We start from the raw sequence: 27,000 nt of genomic DNA, 5'->3' as shown, positions 1-27,000 counted from the left end.
CTCATCTCCGGTGGGAGGCCCGGTAGGCCCTCGGGGTGGTGCCCGTCAGCCGGTGGAAGTGGCGGCGGAAGCTCGCGGGGGAGCCGAAGCCCGTACGGGAGGCGATCTCGTCGATCGTCGCGTCCTCGGTCTCCAGGAGGTGGCGGGCCCTCTCCAGCCGGGCCCGCAGCAGATACTGACGCGGGGTGAGCCCGGTCTGCCGGAGGAATCGGCGGGCGAGGCTGCGGGGGCTGGTCCTGGCGTGGGCGGCGATCTCGGCGTGGGTCGGCGAGTGGCGGAGATCGCTCTCCAGCCAGCGCATGGTGGGCTCCAGACCGGCGGTCTCGGCCAGTTCGCGGTCGATCTCCTCGCGGGTGGCCCCGGCGTCCTCGTACACGGGGGCGATCAGCCGCCGGGCGGTCCGCCCGGCGACCGACGGTCCGTGGTCGAGGCCGACGAGATGGAGGAAGAGGTCGATCCCGCCGAAGACGCCCGCCGAGGTGGGGAAAGGACCGTCCGTCACCACCGCCCCGGCGGGGTCGACCTCGATACGCGGGTGGCGGGCGGCCAGTTCGGCCGTGTGGTGCCACTCGGTGGTCGCGCGGTGGCCGTCGAGCAGTCCGGTGGCCGCGAGGGTGAACGCCCCCGTGCCGACGGCGGCGACCCGGCAGCCCCGGGCCGCCGCCGCGCGCACCGCGTCGAGCACGGCCGCCGGGGGCTCGGCGAGGAAGCCGTCATGGCCCGCGAGGACGACCGTGTCGGCGTCGGCCAGCCCCTCCAGCCCCCAGGGGGCGGCGATGTCCAGGGGCAGGGGCCCGGCCGTGGCGCGGAAGCCGGGTCCGGCGCAGATCCTCAGCTCGGCGCGGGCGGGGCGGTGGACACAGGCGGCGGCGTCCAGGACCAGGCCCGGGGTGGTGAGCTGGTGTCCGGGGACTCCGTCGAGTACGAGCAGGGCGACCACGGGCATGGGACGAAGGTATCCCGCCGTCGGACCGGGCCCGCCCGGTCCGGCCGGTCCGGCCGGTCCGCCCGGATCAGCGGTGCTTCCGGATCGTCTCCTTGATCCAGCCCTTGTGCGCGGGCACCGAGGTCCAGACGCCGGGGCCGTCGCCGCACTTCGTCTCGGCGCCCCGGGGGTTGCCGTCGCCCGAGGTCGCCCCGACCAGCTGCCAGCGTCCGCCGATCCGCTGGATCTGCGGACCGCCCGAGTCGCCCGCGCATCCCATGGCGTCGGGGACCGTCGAGCCGGTGCACAGTTCGGCCCCGGACTTGAAGGGGGAGCAGGCCGAGTCGGCGATCCGGCGGGTGTCGAGCTGCTGGAGCCGCTCGGCGAAGGACCAGCCGGGGCCGTCGACCGTATTGCCGAAGCCGAGGATCCGCGTCCGCTCGCCCACCTTCGGGGCCCGGTCGGCGATGCGCGCGGGCTGCTGGAGGACCGGCCGGTCCAGCTTGAGCAGGGCGAGGTCGTGATGGCCGCGCGGGGCGTCGCTCACGGCGTAGTCGGGGTGGATCACCTTCTTGACGACGGTGCGCACGGTCCCGCCCCTGCTCTGGTGCTCGCTGCCGACGCGGACCGTTCCCGTCGGCTCGGTGGGGAGTTCCGGATGACCGGCGCAGTGGGCGGCGGTCAGCACCCACTGGGAGTCGATCAGGGTTCCGCCGCACACCCCCTGGAACGTGCCGTCGGGCGTCTGCATCGTCTGCGGGACGGAGACCATGAACGAGTACCGCTGGGTGGAGTCCTCCCCGTTGACGACGGCCCCGGCCCCGCCGGCCAGACCGGTGACGGCGAGGGCGGCGACAGCGCCGACCGCCGCCGTACGCGCCAGGGTCCGGCGGGCGGGGCGGGTCGTCCGGTGCTGCTTCTGGGAGGTCGGCCTGGCCATGGTGAACATCCTTCTCACGGAGGTGGGGTGGGGTGCGCGCGGTCCGGTCCTCTTCTCGTTTCCGGTGCGTGCGCTTTCATCCTCCGGGCCGCCGACCGCTCGGAAACAGCCACGGCGATGCCACCCTCGGTTAAATTCTGGCCATGACAGTCGTCGCCCTGCTCGTCCTCGACGGAGCCCCCGGACCCCAGCTCACGACCCCCGGGCTGCTGTTCGGGGCCGTCTCGCGACGCACCGGCCGGGGGACGGACCCGTACGAACTGAGGGTCTGCGCCGGACCCGGCTTCCGCACCACGGCCGGGCCGGGCCCGTTCGGGCTCGCCGCGCGGTGGGGGCTGGACGGCCTCGACGGGGCGGAGACCGTGATCATGGCCGGATACGACGGCTTCCGCGAGGAGCCCCCGGCGGCCGTGCTCGACGCGCTGCGCGCCGCCGCCGGGCGGGGTCGCCGGATCGGCGCGGTGGGCACGGGTACGTTCGCGCTCGCGGCCGCCGGACTGCTCGACGGCCGCCGGGCCACCACCGACTGGCGGCACACCGGGGAGCTGGCCGTACGCCGCCCCCGGGTCGAGGTCACCGCCGGGGAGGCCGTCGTGGCCGACGGCCCGTTCCTCACGTCGGCGGGGGTCCTCGGCGGCAAGGACCTGTGGATACGGCTCATCGAGGAGGACCACGGCGAGCCCGTGGCCCGGGAGGCGGACCGACGGCTCTTCCTCCGGCTGCCCGACGCGGGCGAACTCCCCGGGCGGGAGGGCGGTCTCGCGCCGACGGTACGGTGGCTGGAGGCGGGTCTGCACCGCCCGCTGACCCTCGCGGAGATCGCCGCGCACACCGGAACCAGCGTCCGCACCCTCAACCGCCGCTTCCGCGCCGAGACCGGCCTCAGCCCCCTCCAGTACCTCCTCCGCCTCCGCGTCGAACGGGCGCAACAGCTCCTGGAACGCGGCGACCTCCCCATCGAGCACATCGCCGCCCGCACCGGCCTCGGCACCCCCGCCAACCTCCGCCACCACTTCCAGCGCCTCAACGGCACCACCCCTGGCGTCTACCGGGCCGCCTTCCGCTCGATGGTCGCCATGTTCACCCAGGACTCCCCCGAGTCCCCCGGCCACCCCGACTACCCCGGCTGCCCGCCGGGCAGCAGCCTCGCCACCGACTGATACGTCGCGCCGTGATCGGCGAGGACCTCCGAGACCACGCCCGGCGCGGTCGTCAGCGCCAGCAGAAGATGCTCCCCGCCGATGCGGCGGTCGCCGCGTTCGGCGGCGATGCGGAGGGAGCGTACGAGGGTCTCCTTGGCCGCCGGGGCGAAGGAGCCGCGCCGACGGCGCTTGGCGGGGCGGCGGGGGTGCGGATGAAGCGCGCCGGGGCCGTGATTCTCCTCGGCGCGGGCGACGACCGAGTCGATGTCGATGCCCAGACCGGCGAGAGCGTCGGACTCCGAGCGGGAGAGGCCCGCCCGGCGGTGGGCACGGGCGAGGGCGGCCTCCAGGGAGGCGCGACGGTCGTGGACGCCGAGGGCCGCGAGGGTGAACGCGGTCCGGGTGCCCTCCTGTTCGAGCATGGTGAGCAGAAGGTGCTCGTCGGTGACGCGGTCGGCCCCCGTCCGCCGCGACACTTCGACGGATCCCTCCACCACTTCGCGGGCGTCCCGAGTGAATCGCTCGAACATCACTGCCTCCCGTGCTTCTTGTGGACGGCCTGCCGGCTGACCCCCAGCTCGGCCGCGATCTCCTGCCACGACCACCCCTGGTCGCGGGCGCTGCGCACCTGAATGGCCTCAAGCCGCTCCAGCAGCCGCCGCAGGGCGGCCACCGCGCGCAGCCCGACGCGCGGGTCGCGGTCGCCCGCGCTCTCGGCGAGATCCGTCGCTTCCGTCATACCTGTCAACCTACGTTGACGAGTGAGTGACGTCAACCAAAGTTGACAGAGTCATGGGCTGCGGCGAACCGGGAGGGCGTCCGCAGCCCCGGCGAGGCCCCCGGGACCGGCTCGCCCTGGCGGCCACCGTGGGCCGTGCCCTGAAGCGACGGCGCGGCCGGGAGGCCGGTCACGTCCGGTCGGCGCGCAAGCGACGGAATCGGCCCGTCCGTCAGGAGGGAGTCAGCACCACCTTCCCGAACAGCCCCCCGCCCGCCATCCGTTCGAACCCCTCACGGGCCCGGTCCAGCGGAAGCACCTCGTCGATCACCGGCCGCACACCGGTCGCGGCGCAGAAGGAGAGCAGATCCTCCAGCTCGTCCTTGGACCCCATGGTCGAGCCCACGATCCTCAGCTCCAGGAAGAAGACCCGGGTCAGCTCGGCGTGCGAGGGACGGTCCCCGCTGGTCGCGCCGGAGATCACCAGAGTGCCGCCCGGGCGCAGCGACTTCACGGAGTGGGACCAGGTGGCCGCGCCGACCGTCTCGATCACGGCGTCGACACGGCGGGGCAGCCGCGCGCCCGGCTCGAAGGCGTCCTCCGCGCCCAGCTCGACGGCCCGCGCACGCTTGGCCCCGTCGCGGCTCGTGGCGTACATCCGCAGCCCGGCCGCCCGGCCGAGCACAATCGCGGCGGTCGCCACTCCCCCGCCGGCGCCCTGCACCAGCACCGAATCCCCGGGCCGTACGCCCGCGTTGGTGAAGAGCATGCGGTACGCGGTGAGCCAGGCCGTGGGCAGACAGGCGGCCTCCGCGAAGCTCAGCTCCTTCGGCTTGGGCAGGATGTTCCAGGTCGGCACGGAGACCTGTTCGGCGAAGGTGCCCTGATAGCGCTCGGTGAGGATGGAGCGGGGCTCGGCCGGGCCGACGCCGTGGCCGCTCTGGCCGATGACGGAGTGAAGCACCACCTCATTGCCCTCGGCGTCGACCCCCGCCGCATCACACCCGAGGATCATCGGCAGCCTGTCCTCGGCGAGACCGACGCCCCGCAGGGACCAGAGGTCATGGTGGTTGAGAGAGGCGGCCCGGACCGTGACCGTGGTCCAGCCGGGATGCCCCTCGGGAGCCGGGCGCTCACCCAGCTCCAGGCCGTTGAGGGGATTCTCGCGGTCGATGCGTGCTGCGTAGGCGGCGAACATGGCCCGACCCTAGATCCGCACCCGCCGTGACGGAACGGTCCCGGGGTGTGAGACACGCCGCCGGTCCGCCGACCCCGCCGGACCGCGGGCCGCACTGCCCATAATTGGCCGAAACCAATCCTGTGGCATCGGCCAAAAATAGCCTTATACCGTGCTGACCTGTGCAGATGCTGCAATCAGCGGACATGTTTAACCATCAACGGGAAAACGGACGGGCGGGGCTCGGACCGGCTCGCACAGCCGGTCCGGGCCCCGCCCGCACCTCGGTGGAAGGACTACCGCCGTGCGACGCCCTCGGCGCGCGCCGCCGCCGCCACCGCCGCCGTCACGGCGGGGGCGACCCGCTCGTCGAACGGCGAGGGGATGACGTAGTCGGCCGCGAGGTCGTCGCCGACCACATCGGCGAGCGCGTTGGCCGCGGCGATCTTCATGCCCTCGGTGATCCGGGAGGCCCGCACCTGGAGCGCGCCCGCGAAGATCCCGGGGAACGCCAGGACGTTGTTGATCTGGTTCGGGAAGTCGCTGCGGCCGGTGGCCACCACGGCCGCGTACTTGTGCGCGATGTCCGGGTGGATCTCCGGGGTCGGGTTGGCCATGGCGAAGACCAGCGCCCCGGGGGCCATCGACGCGACGGCCTCCTCGGCGACCGTGCCGCCGGAGACGCCGATGAAGACGTCCGCGCCCGCCAGCGCGGACTCCAGCGAGCCGGAGAGCCCGGCCTTGTTGGTCAGCTCCGCCAGCTCCCGCTTGACCGGAGTCAGATCCTCGCGGTCGCGGCTGACGACGCCCTTGCGGTCGCTGAGCGCCACATCGCCGAGACCGGCCTCCAGCAGGAACTTCGCGATGGCCACCCCGGCCGCGCCCGCGCCCGAGATCACCGCGCGCAGATCGCCCAGCCCGCGGCCGGTCAGCTTCGCCGCGTTGCGCAGGGCGGCGAGGGTGACCACCGCCGTACCGTGCTGGTCGTCGTGGAAGACGGGGATGTCCAGCCGCTCCTGGAGCTTGCGCTCGATCTCGAAGCAGCGCGGCGCGGAGATGTCCTCCAGGTTCACGCCGCCGAAGGAGGGAGCCAGCCGCACGACCGTCTCCACGATCTCGTCCGCGTCGGTGGTGGCGAGCGCGATCGGCACCGCGTCCACACCGCCGAACTGCTTGAAGAGGATCGCCTTCCCCTCCATCACCGGAAGCGAGGCCTCCGGACCGATGTCGCCGAGACCGAGCACCGCGGTCCCGTCCGTGACCACGGCCACGACCTGGGACTTCCAGGTGTAGTCGTGGACCAGCTCCGGATTCTCCGCGATCGCGCTGCACACCTTGGCCACACCGGGCGTGTACGCGAGGGAGAGGTCTTCCTTGTTCCGAACGGGCACGGTCGCCTGGACGGCCATCTTGCCGCCTCGGTGGAGCGCGAAGGCGGGATCGAAGGGCTCGCCGGGAGCACTCTCCGTACCGCTGTCGCCCTCGCTGCTCTCGCTGCTCACGCTGCGAGAATTGACGATCTCCGCTGCCATTGATTTACCCCTTAAGTCTTCATCAGTTGAGGGTTTCCACTCCCGGATGAGGAGGGTGGGCGGGCACCGTGTCCGTGCCCCGCGCCGGCGGCCTGCCGCCCTGCGGGGTGTGGTGCGGACACGCGGGCACGCCGCACACGCGCCCTGAGCCCCGGATGAGGGGTGTAAGGATCCTTCTTACCCGACCAGGGCCGTCGAGGACGAGTCGATATTCCGATACGGACGTGACTCGTCACCGATTTCAGGACACGTCGGCTAAGCGCGCTTTTTCCGGCCTGGAGGCCGCCGCACACAGCAGAACTTCCGGCCGGAGGGAGGTATTCCCGCGAAAGGTACGGCGGTGATGCGCCGTCGGCGGGGGGTCGGGGGTGTCCCGTTACCCGATTTTGACATGCGTGGCCCCCTGAATGGGCTAGTCCGAATGGCAAGATGCCGAAAACACTCAAGGTCGCGCATCTCGACGACGAGGACGCGATCGGGATACGACCACGAAATGGCAGCTCTCTGACCCGCCGGAGGACCCCGAACATGACCGCAAGCACCACGCGCCGCACGACCGCCCAGAAGGCCCGGAAGACCCTCAACTCCCGGATCGCCGCGGTCGGCGCCATCGCGGTCGCCGGCACCATGCTGCTGACCGGCTGTGGCGACCAGACGAACTCGAAGGAGGGGAGCCCCAAGGAGACCGCGGGCGGCTCCTCCTCCACCGCCGCCGCGAGCGAGAACAAGCTCCACGCGATGCTGCCCCAGGCGATCAAGGACAAGGGCGTCGTCAAGGTTGGATCCGACATCGCCTACCCGCCGGTCGAGTTCAAGGACGACTCGGGCAAGACGGTGGGAATCGACCCGGACATCGGCGCCGCCCTCGGCAAGGAGCTGGGGGTGGAGTTCGAGTTCGAGAACGGCACCTTCGACACCCTCATCACGGGGCTGCGCTCCAAGCGCTACGACATCGCCATGTCGGCCATGACGGACACCAAGGACCGCCAGAACGGCGTCGACTCGGACACCGGCAAGAAGGTCGGCGAGGGCGTCGACTTCGTCGACTACTTCACCGCCGGTGTCTCGATCTACACCAAGAAGGGCGACGACAAGGGCATCAAGGCCTGGTCCGACCTCTGCGGCAAGAAGATCGTCGTGCAGCGCGGCACGGTCTCCGAGGACCTCGCCAAGGCCGAGAACAAGAAGTGCGGCGACAAGGGCAAGATCACCATCGAGCCGTACGACAACGACCTGGAGGCCCAGACCCGGCTGCGGGCGGGCGGCGGCGACGCCGGCTCCGCCGACTTCCCGGTCGCCGCGTACGCGGCGGAGACCTCGGGCGGCGGCAAGGACTTCCAGATCGTCGGCGAGCAGGTCGAGGCGGCCCCGTACGGCATCGCGGTGGCCAAGGACAACGCCCAGCTGCGTGACGCGATCAAGGCGGCGCTCGACACGATCATCAAGAACGGCGAGTACAAGAAGATCCTCGACAAGTGGGGCGTCGCCGCGGGCGCGGTGACCGAGGCCAAGGTCAACGGCGGTTCCTGACCCGGTCGGGGCGGCGGCGGGCTCCATGAGCACGCCGGCCGCCGCCCTCCGGTCAGCACCTGATTTTCGCCACGGAAAGGCTCCCTGTGACTGCCGACATCAAGAAAAAAGGACCGGAGGACGCGCCACCGCCGCCGCCGGCGGCCGGAGCGGAGGCCATCAGGGCCGTCCCCGTCCGGCACTACGGCCGGTACGTCACCGCCGTCGTCGCCATCGCGCTCTTCGGGCTGATCGTCTACGCCTTCGCCCAGGGCCGGATCAACTGGGGTGCCATCCCCGACTACTTCTTCGACGACCGGATCATCGAGGGCGTCTGGAAGACCCTCCTCCTGACCGCGCTGTCGATGACCATCGGCATCGTCGGCGGCGTCCTGCTCGCCGTGATGCGGCTGTCGAAGAACCCGGTGACCTCGTCCATCGCCTGGTTCTACATCTGGTTCTTCCGGGGCACCCCGGTCCTGGTCCAGCTCTTCGTCTGGTTCAACCTGGGCCTGGTCTTCGAATTCATCAACCTGGGCTTCTACCGGGACGAGTGGTCGGACTTCATGACGCCGTTCCTGACGGCGCTGCTGGGTCTGGGGCTCAACGAGGCCGCCTACATGGCGGAGATCTGCCGGGCCGGTCTGCTCTCGGTGGACGAGGGCCAGACCGAGGCCTCGCACGCGCTGGGCATGAGCCACAGCAAGACCCTGCGCCGGGTCGTGATCCCGCAGGCGATGCGGGTGATCGTGCCGCCGACGGGCAACGAAGTCATCAATATGCTCAAAACGACCTCGCTGGTGGCCGCCGTCCAGTACAGCGAACTGTTCCGGCAGGCACAGAACATCGGCCAGAACTCCGGCGCACCGGTCGAGATGTACTTCCTCGCCGCCGCCTGGTACCTGGTGATGACCTCGATCCTCAGCGTCGGCCAGTACTACCTGGAGCGGCACTACGCGCGCGGCTCCAGCCGCACCCTGCCGCCGACCCCGCTCCAGAAGATCAGGCAGAGCGTGTTCTCGGTGCGCCGCCCGAAGGGAGTCTCCACGTGAACGCCATGGTCAAGGCGGAGGGCGTGCACAAGTCCTTCGGCCAGATCGAGGTCCTCAAGGGCATCGATCTGGAGGTCGCCCCCCGTGAGGTCTTCTGTCTGATCGGCCCCTCCGGGTCCGGCAAGTCGACCTTTCTGCGCTGTATCAACCATCTGGAGAAGATCAGCGCCGGCCGGCTCTACGTCGACGGCGAGCTGGTCGGCTACCGGCAGAAGGGCGACCGGCTGTACGAGCTGAAGGACAGCGAGGTCGCGCTGAAGCGGCGGGACATCGGCATGGTCTTCCAGCGCTTCAACCTCTTCCCGCACATGACCGCGGTGGAGAACGTCATGGAGGCCCCGGTCCAGGTCAAGGGCGAGACCAGGGCCACCGCCCGGGCCCGCGCGCTCCAGTTGCTGGACCAGGTGGGGCTGGGCGACAAGGCCGGAAACTATCCCTCCCAGCTCTCCGGCGGCCAGCAGCAGCGGGTGGCGATCGCCCGTGCCCTGGCGATGGACCCCAAGCTGATGCTCTTCGACGAGCCGACCTCGGCGCTCGACCCCGAGCTGGTCGGCGATGTGCTGGACGTGATGCGCCAGCTCGCCGAGGACGGTATGACGATGGTCGTGGTGACCCATGAGATGGGCTTCGCGCGTGAGGTGGGCGACGCCCTCGTCTTCATGGACGACGGCGTGGTGGTGGAATCCGGCCATCCGCGCGATGTGCTGACCAACCCCCAGCACGACCGCACCAAGTCGTTCCTCTCCAAGGTGCTCTGAGACGTACGGACGAAGAGGGCGGTACGGACACCTCCGGGCGACCGGAGGGCGCCCTGCCGCCCTCTCGCCGTACCCGGCCTACTTCAGCGCGAGCAGCAGGCCGTCGCTGGGCGAGGACCACACCGCCCGGGCCTCGCCGAAGCCCGCCGACCGCAGGGTCTCGGCGTGCCACTGGAGGGAGGGGGTCTCCCCGTCGGCGTGCCCGCCGTAGATCTCGAACCGCCGGGCGGTGGGCCCGGCGAGCGCCGGGTCCGCCGCGGCGAGCGCCCACCACTCCGCCCAGTCGACCGCTCCGCCCTCCTTGGCGCGGTCCATCACCGCGTGCCGGTGGGCGCGCTCGGCGGCGTTGATCCTCGGGGTGGTGCGGTCGATCATGCGGTCGGCGTTCATCAGCACCCCGCCGTCGCGGACCAGCCGGGCGAGCTGCCCGTAGAGGGTGGCGAGCGGCCCGCTCCGCAGCCAGTGCAGGGCGGTCGCGGTGAGGACGGCGTCGTACTCGGTGTGCGGGAGCGCCCCGGTCCAGTCGGGGGCGGTCAGATCGGCGGTGACGAAGGTGACGCGGTCGTCGCCGGCGAAGGAGCCGCGCGCGATGGTCAACAGGGCGGGGTCGAGATCGACCCCCGTGCTGCGCGCATCCGGGAACCGCCGGAGCAGCCGGTCCGTAATACTTCCTGTACCGCACGCGAGGTCCAGCACGCGTGGGGTGGGGCCCACCGTGGCCTCGACCATGTCCAGCATCACCCGGAAGCGCTCCTCGCGGTCGGGCATGTACCACTCCTGCTGGCGGTCCCAGCTCTGCTGCCAGGCCTGCCAGTCGGTCCCCGCCGTCCCCGTCCCCATCCCCGCCGCTGTCGCCGTACGCGTACCCGCCACCGTCTCCGACACTGGAAACCCTCCGTACGTAATACCCTGAATACAGAAGTACCCATTACTTCTGCCGCAACGACCATAGACCGCCCCGGTAAGGACTACAAGTGGAACTGGCCTATTACTCGGACTATGCCGTGCGCCTGGTCAACACCGAGGAGCCGGCTCGCAACAAGGACTCCCTCACCTCGGTCGAGGCCGTCCGGGAGCTGTTCGGCGAGTCCCGGCAGGCGGCCCGCCGCGCCACCGACGCCGATGTGACCCGCTTCCGCTCGGTGCGCGGCCGGCTGCGGGCGGTCTTCGCGGCGGCCGACGAGGGCGACGAGACCCGGGCGGTCGATCTGCTGAACTCCCTGCTGCTGGAGTTCCCCGTCAGCCCCCAGATCTCGGGGCACGACTTCCGCGACGACGACACCGGCCGCCCCAAGTGGCACATGCATCTGGCCGACCACCCGTCCAACGCGACGGCGGGCTACGCGGCGATCGCCGCCATGGGCCTCGCCATCCACCTCACGGAGTACGGCGTCGACCGGCTGGGCCTCTGCCAGGCCCCGCCCTGCCGCAACGCCTACCTCGACACCTCGACCAACCGCTCCCGGCGCTACTGCTCCGACCGCTGCGCCACCCGGGCCAACGTCGCCGCCTACCGCGCGCGCAAGCGCCTGGAGACCGAGCGGTCGCAGAGCACCGGCCGCACCGCGGTCAGCACCCACGAAGCCACCGCCGCCGCCGACCGCTGATCCGGCCTCCGCGGCCGGAACCTGCCGCACACCCGCCCGAGCAACAGCTCCGGGGGGACGGCCCCGAACACCCGGCTGTCCCCCTCGGCCCCCGGATTGTCACCCAGCACCCACCAGCCGCCCCCGCGCCGCTCCACGAGCCGCTTGACGATCAGCAGATCCTGCTGAAGGGGATGACGGAGCACCGCGACATCCCCCGGCCTCACCCGCGCGCCGTAGTGCACCAGCAGCTGATCGCCCTGCCGCAGCGTCGGATACATGGACGGCCCACTCACCTCCGCGACCCCGAACGGAGCCGTCGGCTCCCGCCCGCGCTCACTCATCCGCACACCTCCGGGTCACAGCGTACGGTCGGCCGCGAGTCCCATGGCGACCCCGGACTTTCGACCTAAGCCCCCGGGGGCACCCGCGAAAACGGCTCCCTCACGGAGTAATGTCCCCCCTTGAGAAGACGATCACGAGGAAGGACTGTTCAATGCTCTCCCGCCTGTTCGCCCCCAAGGTGAAGGTCAGCGCCCACTGCGACCTCCCCTGCGGTGTCTACGACCCCGCCCAGGCCCGTATCGAGGCCGAGTCGGTCAAGGCCGTCCAGGAGAAGTACCAGGCCAACGAGGACGCGCACTTCCGCGCCCGCGCCACGGTCATCAAGGAGCAGCGCGCCGAGCTGGCGAAGCACCACATCTCGGTGCTCTGGAGCGACTACTTCAAGCCCCCGCACTTCGAGAAGTTCCCCGAGCTGCACCAGCTCGTCAACGACACCCTGAAGGCCCTGTCGACGGCGAAGGCCTCCACCGACCCGGCGACGGGCCAGAAGGCGCTGGACCACATCGCCCAGATCGACAAGATCTTCTGGGAGACCAAGAAGGCCTGAACCACGGCCTCCTTCCGGGCGACACACATCCGCACCCGGGCTGTCACGGCCGCCGATCACGGCGGCCCCGACGGCCCGGGTGCGATGTTTTTCCCGAGTTCCCCAGTTCCCGAGTTCCCGAGGCCCACGCGTCCCGGTGCAGGTCCCGGACCTCCGGGCGGGGGTGGAAGCCGGCCGAGGCATAGGCGGTGACGGCGGCGGTGTTGGCGCTCGGGGTGGAGACGAGGGCGCTTGAGGAGCCGAGGGCGCGGAGGGCGGAGGCGGCGGCGAGGGTGATGGCTCGGCCGTGGCCGTGGCGGCGGTGGTCGCGGTGGACGCCCATGGGTTCGAGGAGTCCGGGGCGGCCGGGGCCGGCGGACCAGACGGTGACGGCCGCGACCGCGTCGCCGCGGGTGTTGTGGGCGAGGAGGGAGCGGGCGTCGGTGTAGGGGGCTCCGGCGGCCATCGCGTGCCAGCGCTGCTCGGTGAACTTCGAGCCGTCGAAGGCCGCCCGGTGCACGGCGGTGAACAGCCGTGCCCGCTCGGGTCCGACGGTCTCGATCCGGAGGCCCGGGTCGTCGACCGGCTCCGTGAGGTCGCGGCGCAGGGACGTCCAGGGCTCGCCGGGTTTCCAGCCGGCTTCGGAGAGCAGGTCCTGGAGCAGGGCGCCCGTGGGCGACTCGATGTCGGCCGCGCCCCCGGGGAGCACACCGCGCTCCGGGGCGGTGATGTCCCCGGCCATGCGCCGAGCGGTCTCCTCGTCCCGCAGGGCGTCCGGCGCGATCGCCAGCCGCAGCAGGCCGGGGCCGTCCAGCAGTCCGACGGCGAGGATCCGGCCGTCCCGGCTCCAGGTCCTGACCGCCTCGGCGGTCGCCTCCGGGCCCGTTCGCCAGAACCAGCCCAGGTCACCCGGGTGGAGTTGCGTCGGGGCCCCGTCGTGCTGCCACTGCCGCAGTGCGCGTACGGCCTCGTCCAGCCCGTCGGTTCCCGGCTTTCCCAGTACGGTCGTCATGCCCCCGATCACACACCACCGCGGCGGCGGTCCGCATCCGGTTTCCGGGTCGCTCCGGCGGCCTCGGGGGTACCTGACCTGCCTCAAGTCCGGGCCCGTTTCATAGGATCGGGCCGTGACGACGGGGACAGCGGGCGGCGGGGCGCCGCCGACGGAGATCGAGCGGGAGCTGGGCGCGGCGGCGGGCGGGAGCGGGTATCCGGCGGCGGGCGGGCGGCGGCTTCCGGTGCTGCGGGCGCTGTCGCGGGTGCGGTTGTATCTGCTGACCGCGCGGGTGCACGCGGACTCCCCCGGGCTCGCGGCCCCGCTGCCGACCCGGCGCGACAGCGCGACCGGGCAGCTGTCCGTGCCGGTGCTGACGGCCGGGATGCTGCCGCCCTGGCACCCGGAGTGGGTGTTCCGGGAGACGGGTCTCGCCGAGCTGGCCCGGATCTGGCCGGACGGCGCACGGCTGCTCGCGGTGAATCCGGGGACGCCGTACGCGGCGACCCTGGCCGCCCGGCCGTCGGACCGGCGGGAGTGGCCGCGCATCGCCGCCTCGATCGGCGGGCCGCCGCGAAACCGGCTGCTCACCCATGCCGACGGCCCGCTGTACGGGCCCCTCGCGCACGGTCTCGCGCTCGGCGGGCAGCTTGCCGTGCGGAACGGCATCGTCTGGAACCAGCTCGGCGCGGCCTACGTGGAGTACGGCACGGACCGGGCGTGGCTGCGCGACCCGTGGGGCGTGGGCAATCGCGCCGGGTACGAACGGGTGGTCGAGTCGCTGATCGCGACCCGGCTCGTCGGCCGGACGCACGAGTCCGTGCTGCGGACCCGCCGCGCGCTGGCGGACCGGCTGGGGCGCACCCCGGCGGAGGACGAGTGGTCCGCCGAGGTCGTGGAGACGCTGTCGCGGCGCGGTGCGCCGGGGGCCGATTTCTCGGCTGCGGCGGAGTCGATGCGGCGTGTCACGGAGTACGAGGGAAGGCTGCGGGCCGACGGTCTGCTGACGCCCGGCGGCCGGGTGGACACGCTCGCCTCGTTCGACCACGGCCGGGCGGTCAATGTCGTACGGCTGGCGCTCGGCGCGCGCTACTGCGACCCGGCGGGGGCCGAGCGGGCGGTGCTGCGGATCGGGGAGGCGGCACGGCGGGCGTACGACTCCTGGACTGCGTTCTCGCTCGGCTACACGCTGACCCGGCTGATCCACTTCGACGGCGACCCGGACGGCGGCGCGTACCACGATCTGACCGCTCCGCACCGGATCCTCGCCCAGGACCCCATGAGCCCCTACCGGAACATACCGTGGTCATGAACGCGATCCCCGGAGCCCCCTGGGCCGCGCCGTCGGTGACGGAGCATCTGCTGTACGAGGCGGGGGCGCGCGGTGACACGGAGGCGCAGCTGCGGGTGTTGGCCGATGCCGAGTTGTACATAGCCGCTCCGAAGGCGGAGGCCGACGCGCGGCCGGAGACGGTGGTGTGGCGGGTGCACCGGGATGCGGCGGGGTGGGGGCATCGGACGGTGCTGACGCGGGGGATGCTGCCGCCGTGGCATCCCGAGTGGGTGTTCCACGGGGTCTCGCTGAAGTGGGTCGCCGAGTTCGGCTGGCCGGATTCGGGGCAGTCGCTGTCGGTCAATCCGGGCACTCCGGCGGCGGTGCTGCTGGACGCGGCCCCGGGCCACCGGGCGCTGTGGCTGCGGCACTACGCGGAGAACGAGCGCCCGGACGGGGACCGGCTGATCGCGCTGCGGCACGGCGCGCTGCACGGGCCGCTCGCGTACGGGCTGGCCTGCGGGGCGCATCTGGCGGTGGGCAACGGGGTGCCGTGGAACGAGGTCGGCACGGTCTATCAGGAGTACTCGCGGCAGCTGGAGTCCTTGCGCGAGGGCTGGGGCATCACCGGGCGGGAGGAGTGGCAGCGGCGGTTGAACGCGCTGCTGGACGCGCGCGACAGCCCGCCCGAGCAGGATTTCGTCCTGCGGGTGCGCGAGCGGCTGCGGGAGGGCATCGGGCAGACGCCGACGGCCGAGCTGTGGCGGGAGACGGCGGCCGGGCACGCCCAGGACATCGGGGCGGACCCGGCGGCGGTGCGGGGGATCGAGGAGCTGGTACGCCGGGTGCTGCGGTACGAGGCGCGGTTCCGGGCCGACGGGCTGCTGGCTCCGGACGGCAGGGTGGGCAGCACCGTCGCGTACGACTACGGGCGGGCGGTGAATCTGGCCCGGTGGGGGCTGGCGGCCCGGTTCTGTGATCCGCGGGAGGCGGAGCAGGCGATCGTGTACGCGGGGGCGCTCGGGAAGTCGGCGTACCCCTCGTGGGAGGGGTTCTCCGCCGGGTACGCGCTGGGCCGGGTGCTCCGCTTCGACGGGGAGGAGTACGGGCGGTTCTACGAGCAGAACGTGATCGCGCACCGGCTGCTGACGGAGAACGAGGGCAGCCCGTGGCGGAACATCCCCTGGCGGTGAACGGCGCGTGCCCCCGGCCCGCGCGGGCGGGGCGGGGGCACGGACAGGGGTCGGTCAGATGCCGATGCCGAAGCGGCGGCGGAGACCGGCGACCGGGTCGACCAGGGCCAGCCGGACGGAGAAGACCTGGTGCTTCTCCATCGGCTTGGCGTAGGCGGGCAGGCCCCGGCGGCGGAAGCGGGCGGTGGCGAGACCGGGGGTGTTGGGCACCCAGACGGTGGCGGGGAGGTCCGGGGAGCTGAGGCAGACGGCCAGCTCCCAGACGCCGGCCGGGAGCGCCTTGTCGGCGAAGGCCTTGGCCAGGTTGACGTGGAACTCGAAGGGGCCGGGGGCGGCGAGCGATCCGGTCTGGAAGGCGGCGAGGTCGACCGTACGGCCGGTCGAGCTGGCCCGCACGACGAGGTCGCCGGGCGCGACGGCGGCGTTGACATGGCCGGAGATGACGACGGTGCCGGGCGCGTTCTCGGCCCAGGCGGCCTTCTCGACCTTCAGATGGGACTGGAGGCGGTGCTTGCGCTGGCCGACGTCGAGGGTGAAGTTGCCGTACGGCTTGGTGAAGTACGGGGTGATGACGTGGGACGCGCCGTCGGGGGTGTGCACCAGACGGGGCCGCGCCTCGGAGTCGATGGAGTCGGAGCGCTTGTTGCCGGTGCGCCCCTCCTTGACGATGCCCTGGCTGCGTACCCGCATGTGCAGGTCCCACAGGCCGGAGGGGAGCATCTGGCCGTCGGCGGCGGTGAGGGTGTCGACGGTGACGCGGAAGCCGGACTCGCCGTACTCGTACATGCCCTCGCCGACCGCCTCGGTGACCCCGGGGGCGCTGACGCTCTCGGCGGGGAAGCTGTACTCGACGCCGCTGTCGCGCTCGCGCAGTACGGCCTCGATGGCGGTGTCGACGGTGTCGACGGTGTGGATGTACGCGTGGCCGGCGAGGTGCAGCTCGGAGCCGGTCAGCTCGGCGGTGTCCAGGTGGTGGCGGACGCCCAGCTGGCGGGTGATGTCGAAGCAGTGGTCCGGGATGCCCCGGGCGGGGTCGCGGAAGTAGGGGTACGCCCCGTAGGCGCGGCCCTTCTCGACGACGACCTTGTCGCGCTTCTTCGCCTGGTCGAAGCGGGTGACCTCGCGGAGCTCCTCCAGCATGCCGTGGCCGGCGAGGTGGAGCCGGAGCCGGTGCATCGCGGGGTAGCGCTGGGCCAGCTCCTCGCTGAGGTTGGCGGTGATCATCTGCTGTATCTCGGCGAGCGCCGAGTCCCGTATCTCGGGCTCGGTCTCGCGCAGCAGGTGGCGCAGCGCCGACTTGATGTCGACGTCGAAGTGGCGGCGGAGGAGGATGTCCCGCTTGGCGCTGCTCTTGACCTCGCGGGCCAGCAGTTCGAACATCACCTTGAGGTACTTGATGCGCGGGTGGGTGCCGCGGGTGGTGCGGGTGACGTTGTTGCCGTCCTCGCGCTCGACCCAGTAGTAGCAGTCGTAGTCGGCGACGACGGAAATGCCCGAGGCGTGCAGATACGCCATGGAGACGAAGGGCTGGTCCTCGCCGGTGCGCATGTCGGTGCGGAATCGCAGTCCGAGGCGCTCGATGAGTTCGCGGCGGAAGAGCTTGAGCGGGTTGAGCGTCCAGTAGACCGCGGAGCCGAACACATCGGTCTTGGGCTGGTTGCGCTTGAACATCGACTTGGGCGCGCCCCGGCCGCCGACGCCGACCATCTTGCCGAGCACCACGTCGGTGCTGTTGGCGTCGGCCATGGCGACCATGCGCTCAAGGGCCTCTTCGCCGAGGTAGTCGTCGGCGTCGAGGAAGAAGATGAAGCGTCCCCGGGCCAGCTCGATGCCCGCGTTGCGCGGGGCGGAGGGGCCGCCGGAGTTCTCCTGGTGCACCACTCGCACCATGGAGGGGAACTCCTCGGCCAGCCGGTCCAGCTCCTCGCCGGTGCCGTCCGTCGAGCCGTCGTTGACGGCGATCAGCTCGATGCGGTCGCGGCCGAGCGTCTGGTCCACCACGGACCGTACGCACCGGGTCAGGTAGGGCATCGCGTTGTACGCGCCGACGACGACGGAGACGTCGGGGACAGCCGCATCCGGCACACGGTTCACAAAAATCTACCTTCTGGTAACGGAAGAGAACACTGCCTCGGGCACCGCCGCGTGCGCGACGCCGGCCGCGCGCCGGCGGGCGTACCGCGGCGGACGCGGTGGTGCGCGCGGGCCATGCCGGACAGCGGTGGAACCGCTCAGGCGGCCGGGATGAAAGTCATCTTAGCAGTGTATTTTCCAGCCAATTTGCTAATTAGCTATCGCTAATACAAATGGCCTTTTGAGTGCGCTCCGATTGCGCTCACCTGGGAAAGCGACAGGCGGAGGGATTCCGGTGCGGCGTTCGCGATAAGCGAAGACGGAGCGCCCGAGACCCACGGAGACACCGGCTGTCACCTGCCCTCCGGCGACGTGGTAAAGCGATTTTTCCGCTATGGGAGCCCGGCGCCCTCAGGCCGCCGGGGCGGTCAGCAGCGGGCTCTTGTGACGGAGCAGCCACTGACGGTACGCCGCCGCCCCCGAGGCCACCTCCCGGTAGGCCGCCTCAAGATCCGCGTACACCCCCGCGTACCGCTCCCCCGTGCCCGGCGGGGAGCAGAGCAGCAGCCGCACCGCGAGCGGGTCGCCGCGCAGCGGGCGGACCACCATGTCCTCGCGGGGGGCGGAGGTCGGCTGACAGGGGGCGACCGCCTCGCCGACCGCGACCAGGGAGGCCGCGGTGTGGTAGTCGCCGTGCAGGACGGAGGGGTTGATGCCGGCGGCGGCGAGCACCCGGCGCAGCCCGTCCCACTCGCCGTCCACGGTGGGGTCGACGATCCAGCGGTCGCCGGCCAGATCGGCGAGTTCCACGACGGCGTCCGAGGCCGCCGGGTGGTCGCGGGAGAGGGAGACGAACTGCGGCTCGCGCTCGACGAGCACGCGCACCGTCAGCTCCCCCGGCAGCCGCAGCGGAGAGCCCTCCACCTCGTGGACGAAGGCGACGTCGAGCTGTCCGGCCGCGACCATGCGCAGCAGCGCGTTGGCGGAGACGTCCATGTGGAGGGAGATGTCGGTGCCGGGCAGTCTGCGGCGGAGCCGGCCGAGCCAGCCGGGGAGGGCGCGGCTCGCGGTGGATCCGACGCTCAGCCCGGGGCCGCCGCCCCGGGCCGCCGCCGCCTTGGCCTCGACCACGAGGGCGGCCATCTGGGCCACCAGCGGGCGGGCCCGGGTCAGCACCGCGCGGCCCACCGGGGTGGGCCGGCAGCCGGAGCGCTCGCGCCAGAAGAGCTGCGCGCCGAGGGAGTTCTCGATACGCCTCAGCTGGGTCGTCAGCGACGGCTGGGTGACGCCCAGTTGCCGGGCCGCCTTGTGCAGGCTGCCCGCGTCCGCGATGGCGCACAGGGCGCGGAGGTGTCTCAGATCGAGCTCCATGACCCGAGAGTAGGACCGGCTCCGGCGGTCACACCAGACACACAGTTCGGGCACCAATGGACGGACATGGACATGACGATTCGTTGGTGTTATCGGGAGTTGGCATCATCCGCGAACGGGCTTCCTGCCCGAAACTCGCCGTACCGAATCCGTTCACCGGACGAGTAGGAGCCCCCACATGCGTCACCCCCGAGCCGCCTTCTCCGCCGCCCTCGGCGTCGCTCTCGCCGCCGCACTCGGAGCGGTGCCGGCCACGGCGACCGCCGCCCCCGCTCCCGCGCCCGTCGCGACTCCCTCGTACGTCGCCTACGAGGGCTCGGCCGAGGACAAGAAGGCGACCAAGGCCTTCTTCGACGCGGTGCTGAGGTCGGTCGCCGAGAAGCGCGCCGCCAACCCGGGCGCCCGGGTCGTCACGGTCACGTACAACGCCTCCACCGCGCCCACCTTCCGTGCCCAGATAGCCCGTTCCACCCAGGTGTGGAACAGCTCGGTGAGCAATGTCCGCCTCCAGGAGGGGAGCAACCCCAGCTTCCGCTACTACGAGGGCAATGACTCCCGGGGCTCGTACGCGAGCACCGACGGCCACGGCCGCGGCTACATATTCCTCGACTACCGGCAGAACCAGCAGTACAACTCCTACCGGGTGACCTCCCACGAGACCGGCCACGTCCTCGGACTGCCGGACAACTACCGGGGCCCGTGCAGCGAGCTGATGTCGGGCGGCGGCCCCGGCACCTCCTGCCAGAACGACACCCCGAACGCGCAGGAGCGCTCCCGGGTCAACGCCCTGTGGGCCAACGGCCTCGCGTCGGCGATGAAGCAGCTCTCCTCCCGCTGATCCGGGACACCCCGTGATCCGAGGCACCCGCTGATCCGGGATCCGCGATGACCCGGGGGACGTCCGGCCGGTCGGCGGCGGGACGTCCCCCGGTGCGTGCCCCGGTGACCCGGTGCGTGACCCGGTGCGCGGCCCGGACCCTCAGGCGTCGGCGGAGGTGAGGGTCGCCAGCTCGGCCCCGTCCGGGAGCTGTTTCTGGATACGGTCGAGCGCGTCGTCGAAGTCGCCCCCGGCGACTCCGGATTCATAGGCCGCCCCGCCGTAGTGCAGGGTCAGATTGAGATCCGCCCGGTCGAGCGACCCCTCGGGCCTCAGTTCGCCGAGCGTCAACAGACAGCTGAGCGTGGCCCGTTCCACCGAGCCGCCCGCGTGGACGGGGAGCGGTATGTCCCATTCCAGTACACAGGAGGAGAGAACGCCCTCCGCCCCCACCGTCTCCAAGGCGGCGAAAGTCGCCCCTTCGTACTCAACACCCCTGATGCGCGTGCGCAGTTGCCGTCCGTGCGCCGCGATCGTGACCGCTTCCGCGCCACGTCGGTCGCGGTACCAGCCCGCCCAGACTTCAGTCGACTCCGATGACATGGCGCGGACTGTAGCGGTACGGGAGCCTCCACCGAACAGCAGGGATGGCTCAGACCGTGCGTATCGTCGCACCGGGAGCGCCGGGGGACCGCTCACTCGGGGCTCCGGCGTACTCGGCACAGGCTGAATTCCGACAGGGCCCGGGGCCCCAGAAGGGGACGAAGGCCCCCAGAGTCTTGCGTCGCTCGATGACGGTACCGACAGGCTCCCCGCACGCCGGGCACCTCGGCCCGGCCTGTGGGTCGCGGACGGTCCGACGTCCATCGCTGCCCATGCCTCCAGGGTACGGCGGCGGGGAGGAAGGGGCAGCGCGGGCGGCGGGGCGGATTCATTCATCGGGTGCGGCGGGTCACGAACTCCGCCAGGGCCAGCAGATCGCCCGCCGCCGCCAGGTCGGGGACCGCGCGGGACAGCTCCTGGACGGCCACGCCCATCCGCTCGGCCGCCTGGTGCTGGGCCCAGTCGCGGCCGCCCGCGCGCTCCACCGCCTCGGCGGCGCGGAGGATGTCGGCCGGGGACATCGGGGCCCCGTAGAGCGCGGCCAGCTCCTCGCCGGCCGGGGTGCCCGAGCCGAGGGCGGCCACCACCGGGAGGGACTTCTTGCGGGCGGCGAGATCGGCCCCGGCCGGCTTGCCGGTGCGGCCGGGATCGCCCCAGATGCCGATCAGATCGTCGATCAGCTGGAAGGCCAGCCCGGCCTCCCGGCCGAAGGCGTCCAGGGCGCTCGTGCGCTCCGGCGTCGCCCCCGCGTACAGCGCGCCGAGCGCGCAGGAGCAGCCCAGCAGCGCCCCGGTCTTGGCGATCGCCATCGTCAGGCACTCGTCCAGCGACACGTCGTGCGGGGCGCGCTCCTCGAAGGCGCAGTCCGCCTGCTGGCCCGCGCACAGCTCCACCACACAGGCGGTGAGCCGCTCGATCGCCGGCCCCGAGGCGGGGTGGCGGTCCTCCGCGAGGACGCGCAGCGCGAGGGCGAACAGCGCGTCACCGGCGATGATCGCGTCGGGGACGCCGAAGACCGTCCAGGCGGTGGGGCGGTGCCGCCGGGTGGTGTCGTCGTCGATGACGTCGTCGTGCAGCAGGGTGAAGTTGTGCACCAGCTCCACCGCGACGGCCGCCCGGACGGCCCGGCCGGGATCGCCGCCGAAAGCCCGCGCGGCGGCCAGGACCAGGGCGGGCCTGACGGCCTTGCCGGTGGCCCCGTCGGCCGGGGAGCCGTCCGCGTGCTCCCAGCCGAAGTGGTACATCGCGACCCTGCGCAGCGGACCGGGGAGGGTCTCCACGCTCGCTCTCAGCTCGGGACCGACGACATCACGGGCATGCTCCAGAAGGGCGAGGGCCTCACGGCCCTCCACAGCCTCCGACATGGTCAACTCGCGGTCCTTTCGACTGGGTTCATCCGGTGCGCCGGGGAGCAGGGGTGGCGGGGGTGCGGTCGGCGCGGCCGCCCGGGGGAGCGGGCCGCGCCGCCGCGGTCGGCTCACCCCCGGCGGCCCACCTCGACGTTCTCCAGCACTCCGAGTGCGTCGGGGACCAGCACGGCCGCCGAGTAGTAGGCCGTGACCAGGTAGGAGATGATCGCCTGCTCGTTGATGCCCATGAAGCGCACCGACAGGCTCGGCTCGATCTCGTCCGGGATGCCCGCCTGCTGGAGGCCGATGACGCCCTGGTCGGCCTCGCCGGTGCGCATGCAGATGATGGACGTGGTCCGGGCCGCGGTGATGGGGATCTTGGAGCAGGGGAAGATCGGCACGCCGCGCCAGGCCGGCACCTGGCTGCCGCCGACCTCCACGGTGCCGGGGACCAGCCCGCGCCGGTTGCACTCGCGGCCGAACGCGGCGATCGCCTTCGGATGGGCCAGGAACAGCTTGGAACCGCGCCGCCGCGAGAGGAGCTCGTCCAGGTCGTCGGGGGTGGGCGCGCCGTCGTGCGGCTGGAGGCGCTGCGAGTAGTCGCAGTTGGCCAGGAGTCCAAACTCCCGGTTGTTGACCAGCTCGTCCTCCTGGCGCTCGCGGAGCGCCTCGACGGTGAGCCGGAGCTGCTGCTCGGTCTGGTTCATCGGCTGGTTGTAGAGGTCGGCGACCCGGCTGTGGATCTTCAGCACGGTCTGGGCGACGCTCAGTTCGTACTCGCGCGGGGAGAGGTCGTAGTCGACGAAGGTGTGCGGGACGACCGCCTCGCCGACATGGCCCGCCGACAGGTCGATCGCGGCCTCGCCGTATGTGTTGGTCCGCTGCGCGGGCAGCGCGGCGAACCCGGCGAGATGGCTGCGGAGCGACTCCGCGCGGTCCGCGAGATTCAGTACGTCGTCCCTGGTCAGCACGAGGACCGTACAGGCGGTGGCGGCGCGGGCGGTGTACTGCCAGACGGCGTCGGCGTCGGTGAGGGACGCCTCGCCCAGATAGGCCCCGTCGGCGAGGACGTCGACCACGGTCTCGTCGCCGTAGGGCCCCTCGCCGATCTGTTCCACCCTGCCGTGGGCCAGCAGGATGACCCGGTCGGCCGGGGTGCCCGCCTCGGCGAGCGGCCGGCCCGCCTCGTACGTCCGCTGCTCACAGCGGTTCGCCAGCTCGGCGAGGGCCGCCTCGTCCTCGAATCCGCGCAGGGCGGGCAGCTCCCCCAGCTCGGCGGGGACGACCGCGACCCGGTCGCCGGTCTGGACGAAGGTCACCCGGCCGTCGCCCACCGTGTAGGTCAGCCTGCGGTTCACCCGGTAGGCGCCGCCTTCGACCTGCACCCATGGGAGCATCCGCAGCAGCCACCGCGAGGTGATCTCCTGCATCTGCGGGACGGACTTGGTGGTGGTGGCCAAATTGCGCGCGGCGGCTGTGCCGAGGCTCTGTTGCGCCGGCCGCTGCTCATGCAGCTCGCCGCCGACTGCGCCAACCGAACCAATCGACATGGGACTTCCTCTCGATCATGCGTTTGAAGAACAGGCCTTTTGTTCGTTGCCGGCCTGCAAGAAGAAGCCTTTCAGCACGGAGAGTCCTAGCACCATTACACAAATGAGTGGGATTACTTTCAGCACGGCGGGGCAGCCCCGGCAGAATTCTGAACGAACGGGCGAGATGACTGAATCGGATCGCACAGCGGCCGAACGCGTAGCCCTGGCCCAGGAGTTGGAGTAAAAGCTGTAAATGCACAGTACGGAACATTCCGTGCACACTCCTCGCACCTCAGGGAGCCGGCCATGTCCTCACCCATGTCCGCGAAGAGCTTTCTCGACGCACTGCGCGGCGAAGGCCTGACAGTCGTCGAGGTAGGCGACTGGCGCGATCACAACCGCAACAGCAAGGGCCCCTGGGGGCCGGTGCACGGTGTGATGATCCACCACACCGTGACCCAGGGAACGGCGAACAGCGTCGCGCTCTGCCGCGACGGCCGCATCGATCTCCCGGGGCCGCTCTGCCACGGAGTCATCGCCAAGGACGGCACCGTCCATCTGATCGGCTACGGCCGCGCCAACCACGCGGGCCTGGGCGACGGAGACGTCCTGAGCGCCGTCATCGCCGAACGGACGCTGCCGACCGACAACCAGGCGAACACCGACGGCAACCGGCACTTCTACGGTTTCGAGTGCGTCAACCTCGGCAACGGCCACGACCCCTGGCCGGCCGTCCAGCTGGAGGCGATCGAGCGCGCCTCGGCCGCGGTCTGCCGGCACCACGGATGGACGTCCCGCTCCGTCATCGGCCACAAGGAGTGGCAGCCGGGCAAGATCGACCCGCTCGGCTTCACCATGGACTCTCTGCGCGAGCGTGTCCACGAGCGCCTCAAGTAACCCCGCCGCCGCCCATCGCCCGCCGCCCCGCCTCCGGCTGTCGCCGCAGGTGGGCGCGGGTGACAATGAGGGCGTGCCCCCCGAAGCGCCCGACCTCGAAGCCGCCCTGCGGCCCCGGCTGCCGTCCCCGGTCCAGCCGGTCGAGGACGAGCCCTTCACCAGCCGGGGCATACGGCTGCTGCTCAAGCGCGACGATCTGATCCACCCGGATCTGCCCGGCAACAAATGGCGGAAACTCGCGCCCAATCTCCGGGCGGCCGCGGGCCGCCCCCTGCTCACCTTCGGCGGCGCGTACTCCAACCATCTGCGGGCGACGGCCGCCGCCGGACGGCTGCTGGGCTGCCGGACCACCGGTGTCGTACGCGGCGACGAACTGGCCGGACGCCCGCTGAACCCCTCCCTGGCCCGCTGCGCGGCGGACGGCATGCGGCTGGTGTTCGTGGACCGGGCGACCTACCGGCGCAAGGACGACCCGGAGGTGCTGGCGCGCATCCTCGCCGAGAGCGCCCAGGACGGCGACGTCCAGGTGATACCCGAGGGCGGCAGCAACGCCCTCGCCGCGCGGGGCTGCGCCGACCTCGGCCGGGAACTCGACGGGACCGCCGATGTGGCCGCCGTCGCCTGCGGCACCGCCGGGACCCTCGCCGGACTGGCGGCGGGCCTCCCGCCGGGCGCGCGCGCCCTGGGTTTCCCCGTCCTCAGGGGCGGCTTCCTCGCCGCCGAGACGGAGCGCCTCCAGCTGGCGGCGTTCGGCGGGCGCACCGGCGACTGGTCACTGGACGAACGCTTCCATTTCGGCGGATACGCCCGTACAACCCCAGAACTCACCCGTTTCGCTGAGGGGTTCGAGGCCCGCCACGGGCTGGCCCTGGAACGTATATATGTCGCCAAAATGCTCTTCGGCCTGACCGCTCTGGCGGCCGAGGGCGCGTTCGCCCCCGGCACCACCGTGGCCGCCGTCATCACCGGCCGGCCGGAGCCGGCCGATCGGCCGGGGACCAGCGATCGGCCGGAGCCCGCCGGTCAGCCCGACGCCCCGTCCTCCTCGTCGCGGTAGGCGGCGGCCTCCTCCAGGTCCAGCCGGCGCAGCAGGGTGCGCAGCATCTCGTCGTCGATCCGGCGGCGGTCGCGGAGGTCGACGAAGACGGATCTCTCCGTCTCGATCATCTCCCCGGCGAGCCGCCGATAGGTGGCGTCCGCCGATTCCCCGGTGATCTCGTTGACCGCCCCGAGCCGCTCCCAGACGGCGTTGCGCCGCCGCTCCATGACGGTGCGCAGCCGGTCCTGGAGCGGCTGCGGGAGGGCGTTGCGCTCGTCGGTGAGCAGTTCGTCCAGCCGGCGGTCGGCGGCGGCGGACGCCTCGCTCTGGGCCTGGGCCTCGGCGAGGGTCTGCGCACGGGCGTCGGGCGGGGGCAGTTTCAGCGCTCTGATCAGCGCGGGGAGGGTGAGTCCCTGTACCACCAGGGTCCCGATCACGGTGGTGAAGGTCAGGAAGAGGATCAGATTCCGGGCCGGGAAAGGGGCCCCGCCGGCGGTGGTCAGCGGGATGGAGAAGGCGATGGCCAGCGAGACCACCCCGCGCATCCCGGCCCAGCCCACGATCACCGGGGCCCGCCAGTCGACGGCGGGCTCCCGCTCCCTGATGCGCGCGGAGAGCCGGCGCGGCAGAAAGGTGGCCGGGAAGACCCAGACGTAACGCACCGCGACCACCAGGAAGAAGACCGCGAGTCCGTACGCGAGGGCCTCGCCCACCCCGTACGCCCCGAGCCCTTCGAGGACGTACGGGAGCTGGAGGCCGATCAGCGCGAAGACGGTGGATTCCAGGATGAAGGCGACCATGCGCCAGACGGCCTCCTCCTGGAGCCGGGTGGCGAAGTCGACCTGCCAGCGGCGGTGGCCGAGATAGAGCCCGACGACGACCACGGCGAGCACTCCGGAGGCGTGGAACTGCTCGGCGGCGGCGTAGGCGACGAAGGGGATGAGCAGCGAGAGGGTGTTCTGGAGCAGCGGCTCGCCGAGATGGGTGCGGAGCCAGTGGATGGGGACCATCAGCAGCAGTCCGACGCCCACGCCGCCGAGCGCGGCGAGGGCGAATTCGGCGATGCCCTGACCCCAGCTCGCGGCCTCGCCGACGGCGGCGGCGACCGCCACCCGGTAGGCGGTGATCGCGGTGGCGTCGTTCACCAGGGACTCGCCCTGGAGGATGGTGGTGATTCTGGACGGCAGCCCCAGTCTGCGGGCGATCGCGGTGGCGGCGACGGCGTCCGGCGGCGCGACGACCGCGCCGAGCACCAGGGCGGCGGTGAGCGGCAGCGCGGGGATCAGGAGGTGGGCGAGCCAGCCGACGGCGACGGTCGCGAAGAGGGTGTAGCCCACCGAGAGCAGGGCGACGGGGCGCGCGTTGGCCCGCAGATCGAGGTACGAGCTGTCGAGCGCGGCCATGTGCAGCAGCGGCGGCAGCACCAGCGGCAGCACGATGTGCGGATCGAGGGTGTAGTCGGGCACGCCGGGGATGTACGCGGCGATCAGCCCGGCGGTCACCAGGAGCAGCGGCGCGGGCACGGGGGTTCTGCGGGCCGCTCCGGCGACCGCGGCGCTGCCCGCGATCAGCGCGACCAGTGACAGTGCTTCCATGCGCCGTCCTCAGGGGCTCTTACCCGTCGCCGGGTGGCGTACGCCGACGGGAAG

At 71.8% G+C, this 27,000-nt stretch carries 26 protein-coding genes; 11 read left to right on the top strand and 15 right to left on the bottom strand.

From position 1 onward, the window contains the following. Nucleotide 1 precedes the first annotated feature (1 nt). The gene (locus IE247_RS12770; protein WP_190123171.1) at nt 2–946 is read right to left on the bottom strand and encodes a GlxA family transcriptional regulator; all 945 of its coding nucleotides are present in this window, start codon (nt 944–946) and stop codon (nt 2–4) included. Nucleotides 947–1,013: 67 nt separating this feature from the next. Beyond that, nucleotides 1,014–1,865 (bottom strand): S1 family peptidase, encoded by an 852-nt coding sequence (locus IE247_RS12765; RefSeq protein WP_190123170.1) that lies wholly within the window; start codon nt 1,863–1,865, stop codon nt 1,014–1,016. Between the two features lie 143 nt (nt 1,866–2,008). Between IE247_RS12765 and IE247_RS12760 the strand changes: the two genes are divergently transcribed. Beyond that, entirely contained in the window at nt 2,009–3,025 is a 1,017-nt protein-coding gene (locus IE247_RS12760) for a GlxA family transcriptional regulator (protein ID WP_190123169.1), read from the top strand. On the opposite strand, the gene IE247_RS12755 is transcribed toward IE247_RS12760, so the two are convergent. The 4 genes from IE247_RS12755 to IE247_RS12740 form a co-directional block, all read right to left on the bottom strand. Then, nucleotides 2,983–3,537, bottom strand: coding sequence for a Clp protease N-terminal domain-containing protein (locus tag IE247_RS12755; RefSeq protein ID WP_190123168.1), 555 nt, complete (start codon nt 3,535–3,537; stop codon nt 2,983–2,985). The genes IE247_RS12760 and IE247_RS12755 overlap by 43 nt on opposite strands. Then, nucleotides 3,537–3,746, bottom strand: a complete 210-nt coding sequence (locus tag IE247_RS12750; RefSeq protein ID WP_190123167.1) for a helix-turn-helix domain-containing protein — start codon at nt 3,744–3,746, stop codon at nt 3,537–3,539. Before IE247_RS12750 ends, IE247_RS12755 begins: the two co-directional genes overlap by 1 nt. 211 nt (nt 3,747–3,957) lie before the next feature. Then, a complete protein-coding gene (locus IE247_RS12745; protein WP_190123166.1) occupies nt 3,958–4,923 on the bottom strand; it encodes a zinc-binding dehydrogenase in 966 nt (321 codons plus the stop codon). A gap of 275 nt (nt 4,924–5,198) precedes the next feature. After that, nucleotides 5,199–6,434, bottom strand: a complete 1,236-nt coding sequence (locus IE247_RS12740) for an NAD(P)-dependent malic enzyme (RefSeq protein WP_190123165.1) — start codon at nt 6,432–6,434, stop codon at nt 5,199–5,201. 528 nt (nt 6,435–6,962) lie between these two features. On the opposite strand from IE247_RS12740, the gene IE247_RS12735 reads away from it, so the two are divergent. The 3 genes from IE247_RS12735 to IE247_RS12725 all read left to right on the top strand — a co-directional run bounded on the left by IE247_RS12735 (nt 6,963) and on the right by IE247_RS12725 (nt 9,753). Continuing rightward, nucleotides 6,963–7,964 carry an ABC transporter substrate-binding protein gene (locus tag IE247_RS12735; RefSeq protein ID WP_190123164.1) on the top strand — a complete coding sequence of 334 codons (1,002 nt, stop codon included), beginning with the start codon at nt 6,963–6,965 and terminating at the stop codon, nt 7,962–7,964. A gap of 86 nt (nt 7,965–8,050) precedes the next feature. Beyond that, a complete protein-coding gene (locus IE247_RS12730) occupies nt 8,051–8,995 on the top strand; it encodes an amino acid ABC transporter permease (protein ID WP_190123163.1) in 945 nt (314 codons plus the stop codon). Next, nucleotides 8,992–9,753: an amino acid ABC transporter ATP-binding protein gene (locus IE247_RS12725; protein ID WP_308433224.1), complete on the top strand. Its 762-nt coding sequence runs from the start codon at nt 8,992–8,994 to the stop codon at nt 9,751–9,753. The genes IE247_RS12730 and IE247_RS12725 overlap by 4 nt, the downstream gene beginning before the upstream one ends. Before the next feature lie 78 nt (nt 9,754–9,831). On the opposite strand, the gene IE247_RS12720 is transcribed toward IE247_RS12725, so the two are convergent. Further along, nucleotides 9,832–10,593 carry a class I SAM-dependent methyltransferase gene (locus IE247_RS12720; protein ID WP_190123367.1) on the bottom strand — a complete coding sequence of 254 codons (762 nt, stop codon included), beginning with the start codon at nt 10,591–10,593 and terminating at the stop codon, nt 9,832–9,834. A 134-nt stretch (nt 10,594–10,727) separates the two neighbouring features. On the opposite strand from IE247_RS12720, the gene IE247_RS12715 reads away from it, so the two are divergent. Then, nucleotides 10,728–11,360 (top strand): CGNR zinc finger domain-containing protein, encoded by a 633-nt coding sequence (locus IE247_RS12715; protein WP_190123162.1) that lies wholly within the window; start codon nt 10,728–10,730, stop codon nt 11,358–11,360. Here the strand turns inward: IE247_RS12715 and sodX are convergent. Next, nucleotides 11,264–11,683 carry a nickel-type superoxide dismutase maturation protease gene (sodX, locus tag IE247_RS12710; protein ID WP_190123161.1) on the bottom strand — a complete coding sequence of 140 codons (420 nt, stop codon included), beginning with the start codon at nt 11,681–11,683 and terminating at the stop codon, nt 11,264–11,266. The two genes, IE247_RS12715 and sodX, sit on opposite strands and share 97 nt — an antisense overlap. Nucleotides 11,684–11,835: 152 nt before the next feature. On the opposite strand from sodX, the gene sodN reads away from it, so the two are divergent. Beyond that, entirely contained in the window at nt 11,836–12,231 is a 396-nt protein-coding gene (gene sodN, locus IE247_RS12705; protein ID WP_190123160.1) for a superoxide dismutase, Ni, read from the top strand. A gap of 43 nt (nt 12,232–12,274) precedes the next feature. On the opposite strand, the gene IE247_RS12700 is transcribed toward sodN, so the two are convergent. Further along, entirely contained in the window at nt 12,275–13,222 is a 948-nt protein-coding gene (locus tag IE247_RS12700; protein WP_229869079.1) for a GNAT family N-acetyltransferase, read from the bottom strand. 115 nt (nt 13,223–13,337) lie between these two features. Here IE247_RS12700 and IE247_RS12695 point away from each other — a divergent pair, with 115 nt between their 5' ends. Beyond that, entirely contained in the window at nt 13,338–14,516 is a 1,179-nt protein-coding gene (locus IE247_RS12695; RefSeq protein ID WP_190123159.1) for a DUF1266 domain-containing protein, read from the top strand. After that, nucleotides 14,513–15,670, top strand: coding sequence for a DUF1266 domain-containing protein (locus tag IE247_RS12690; RefSeq protein WP_190123158.1), 1,158 nt, complete (start codon nt 14,513–14,515; stop codon nt 15,668–15,670). The genes IE247_RS12695 and IE247_RS12690 overlap by 4 nt, the downstream gene beginning before the upstream one ends. Nucleotides 15,671–15,724: 54 nt before the next feature. On the opposite strand, the gene IE247_RS12685 is transcribed toward IE247_RS12690, so the two are convergent. Continuing rightward, nucleotides 15,725–17,755 (bottom strand): glycosyltransferase, encoded by a 2,031-nt coding sequence (locus IE247_RS12685; RefSeq protein ID WP_190123157.1) that lies wholly within the window; start codon nt 17,753–17,755, stop codon nt 15,725–15,727. 399 nt (nt 17,756–18,154) lie between these two features. Continuing rightward, a complete protein-coding gene (locus IE247_RS12680) occupies nt 18,155–19,114 on the bottom strand; it encodes a LysR family transcriptional regulator (protein ID WP_190123156.1) in 960 nt (319 codons plus the stop codon). Nucleotides 19,115–19,292: 178 nt separating this feature from the next. Here IE247_RS12680 and snpA point away from each other — a divergent pair, with 178 nt between their 5' ends. After that, a complete protein-coding gene (snpA, locus tag IE247_RS12675; RefSeq protein WP_190123155.1) occupies nt 19,293–19,952 on the top strand; it encodes a snapalysin in 660 nt (219 codons plus the stop codon). Between the two features lie 141 nt (nt 19,953–20,093). Here snpA and IE247_RS12670 read toward each other — a convergent pair whose 3' ends face one another. The 3 genes from IE247_RS12670 to IE247_RS12660 form a co-directional block, all read right to left on the bottom strand. Then, complete coding sequence (locus IE247_RS12670; RefSeq protein WP_190123154.1) at nt 20,094–20,534, bottom strand: DUF6304 family protein; 441 nt, start codon at nt 20,532–20,534, stop codon at nt 20,094–20,096. A gap of 332 nt (nt 20,535–20,866) precedes the next feature. Then, nucleotides 20,867–21,898, bottom strand: coding sequence for a family 2 encapsulin nanocompartment cargo protein polyprenyl transferase (locus tag IE247_RS12665; RefSeq protein WP_190123153.1), 1,032 nt, complete (start codon nt 21,896–21,898; stop codon nt 20,867–20,869). Between the two features lie 113 nt (nt 21,899–22,011). Beyond that, nucleotides 22,012–23,433, bottom strand: a complete 1,422-nt coding sequence (locus IE247_RS12660) for a family 2B encapsulin nanocompartment shell protein (RefSeq protein WP_190123152.1) — start codon at nt 23,431–23,433, stop codon at nt 22,012–22,014. 288 nt (nt 23,434–23,721) lie between these two features. Here IE247_RS12660 and IE247_RS12655 point away from each other — a divergent pair, with 288 nt between their 5' ends. Then, complete coding sequence (locus IE247_RS12655; protein WP_190123151.1) at nt 23,722–24,312, top strand: N-acetylmuramoyl-L-alanine amidase; 591 nt, start codon at nt 23,722–23,724, stop codon at nt 24,310–24,312. A 73-nt stretch (nt 24,313–24,385) separates the two neighbouring features. Next, nucleotides 24,386–25,369 carry a 1-aminocyclopropane-1-carboxylate deaminase/D-cysteine desulfhydrase gene (locus tag IE247_RS12650; RefSeq protein ID WP_190123150.1) on the top strand — a complete coding sequence of 328 codons (984 nt, stop codon included), beginning with the start codon at nt 24,386–24,388 and terminating at the stop codon, nt 25,367–25,369. On the opposite strand, the gene IE247_RS12645 is transcribed toward IE247_RS12650, so the two are convergent. Next, nucleotides 25,336–26,946 (bottom strand): Na+/H+ antiporter, encoded by a 1,611-nt coding sequence (locus IE247_RS12645; RefSeq protein ID WP_190123149.1) that lies wholly within the window; start codon nt 26,944–26,946, stop codon nt 25,336–25,338. The two genes, IE247_RS12650 and IE247_RS12645, sit on opposite strands and share 34 nt — an antisense overlap. Nucleotides 26,947–27,000 lie beyond the last annotated feature (54 nt).

Source organism: Streptomyces inusitatus, assembly GCF_014651115.1.
GTDB classification, from domain to species: Bacteria; Actinomycetota; Actinomycetes; order Streptomycetales; family Streptomycetaceae; genus Streptomyces; species Streptomyces amakusaensis.
Note: the sequence above shows the minus strand (reverse complement) of the source record. Positions and strands in the feature narration are given on the sequence as shown.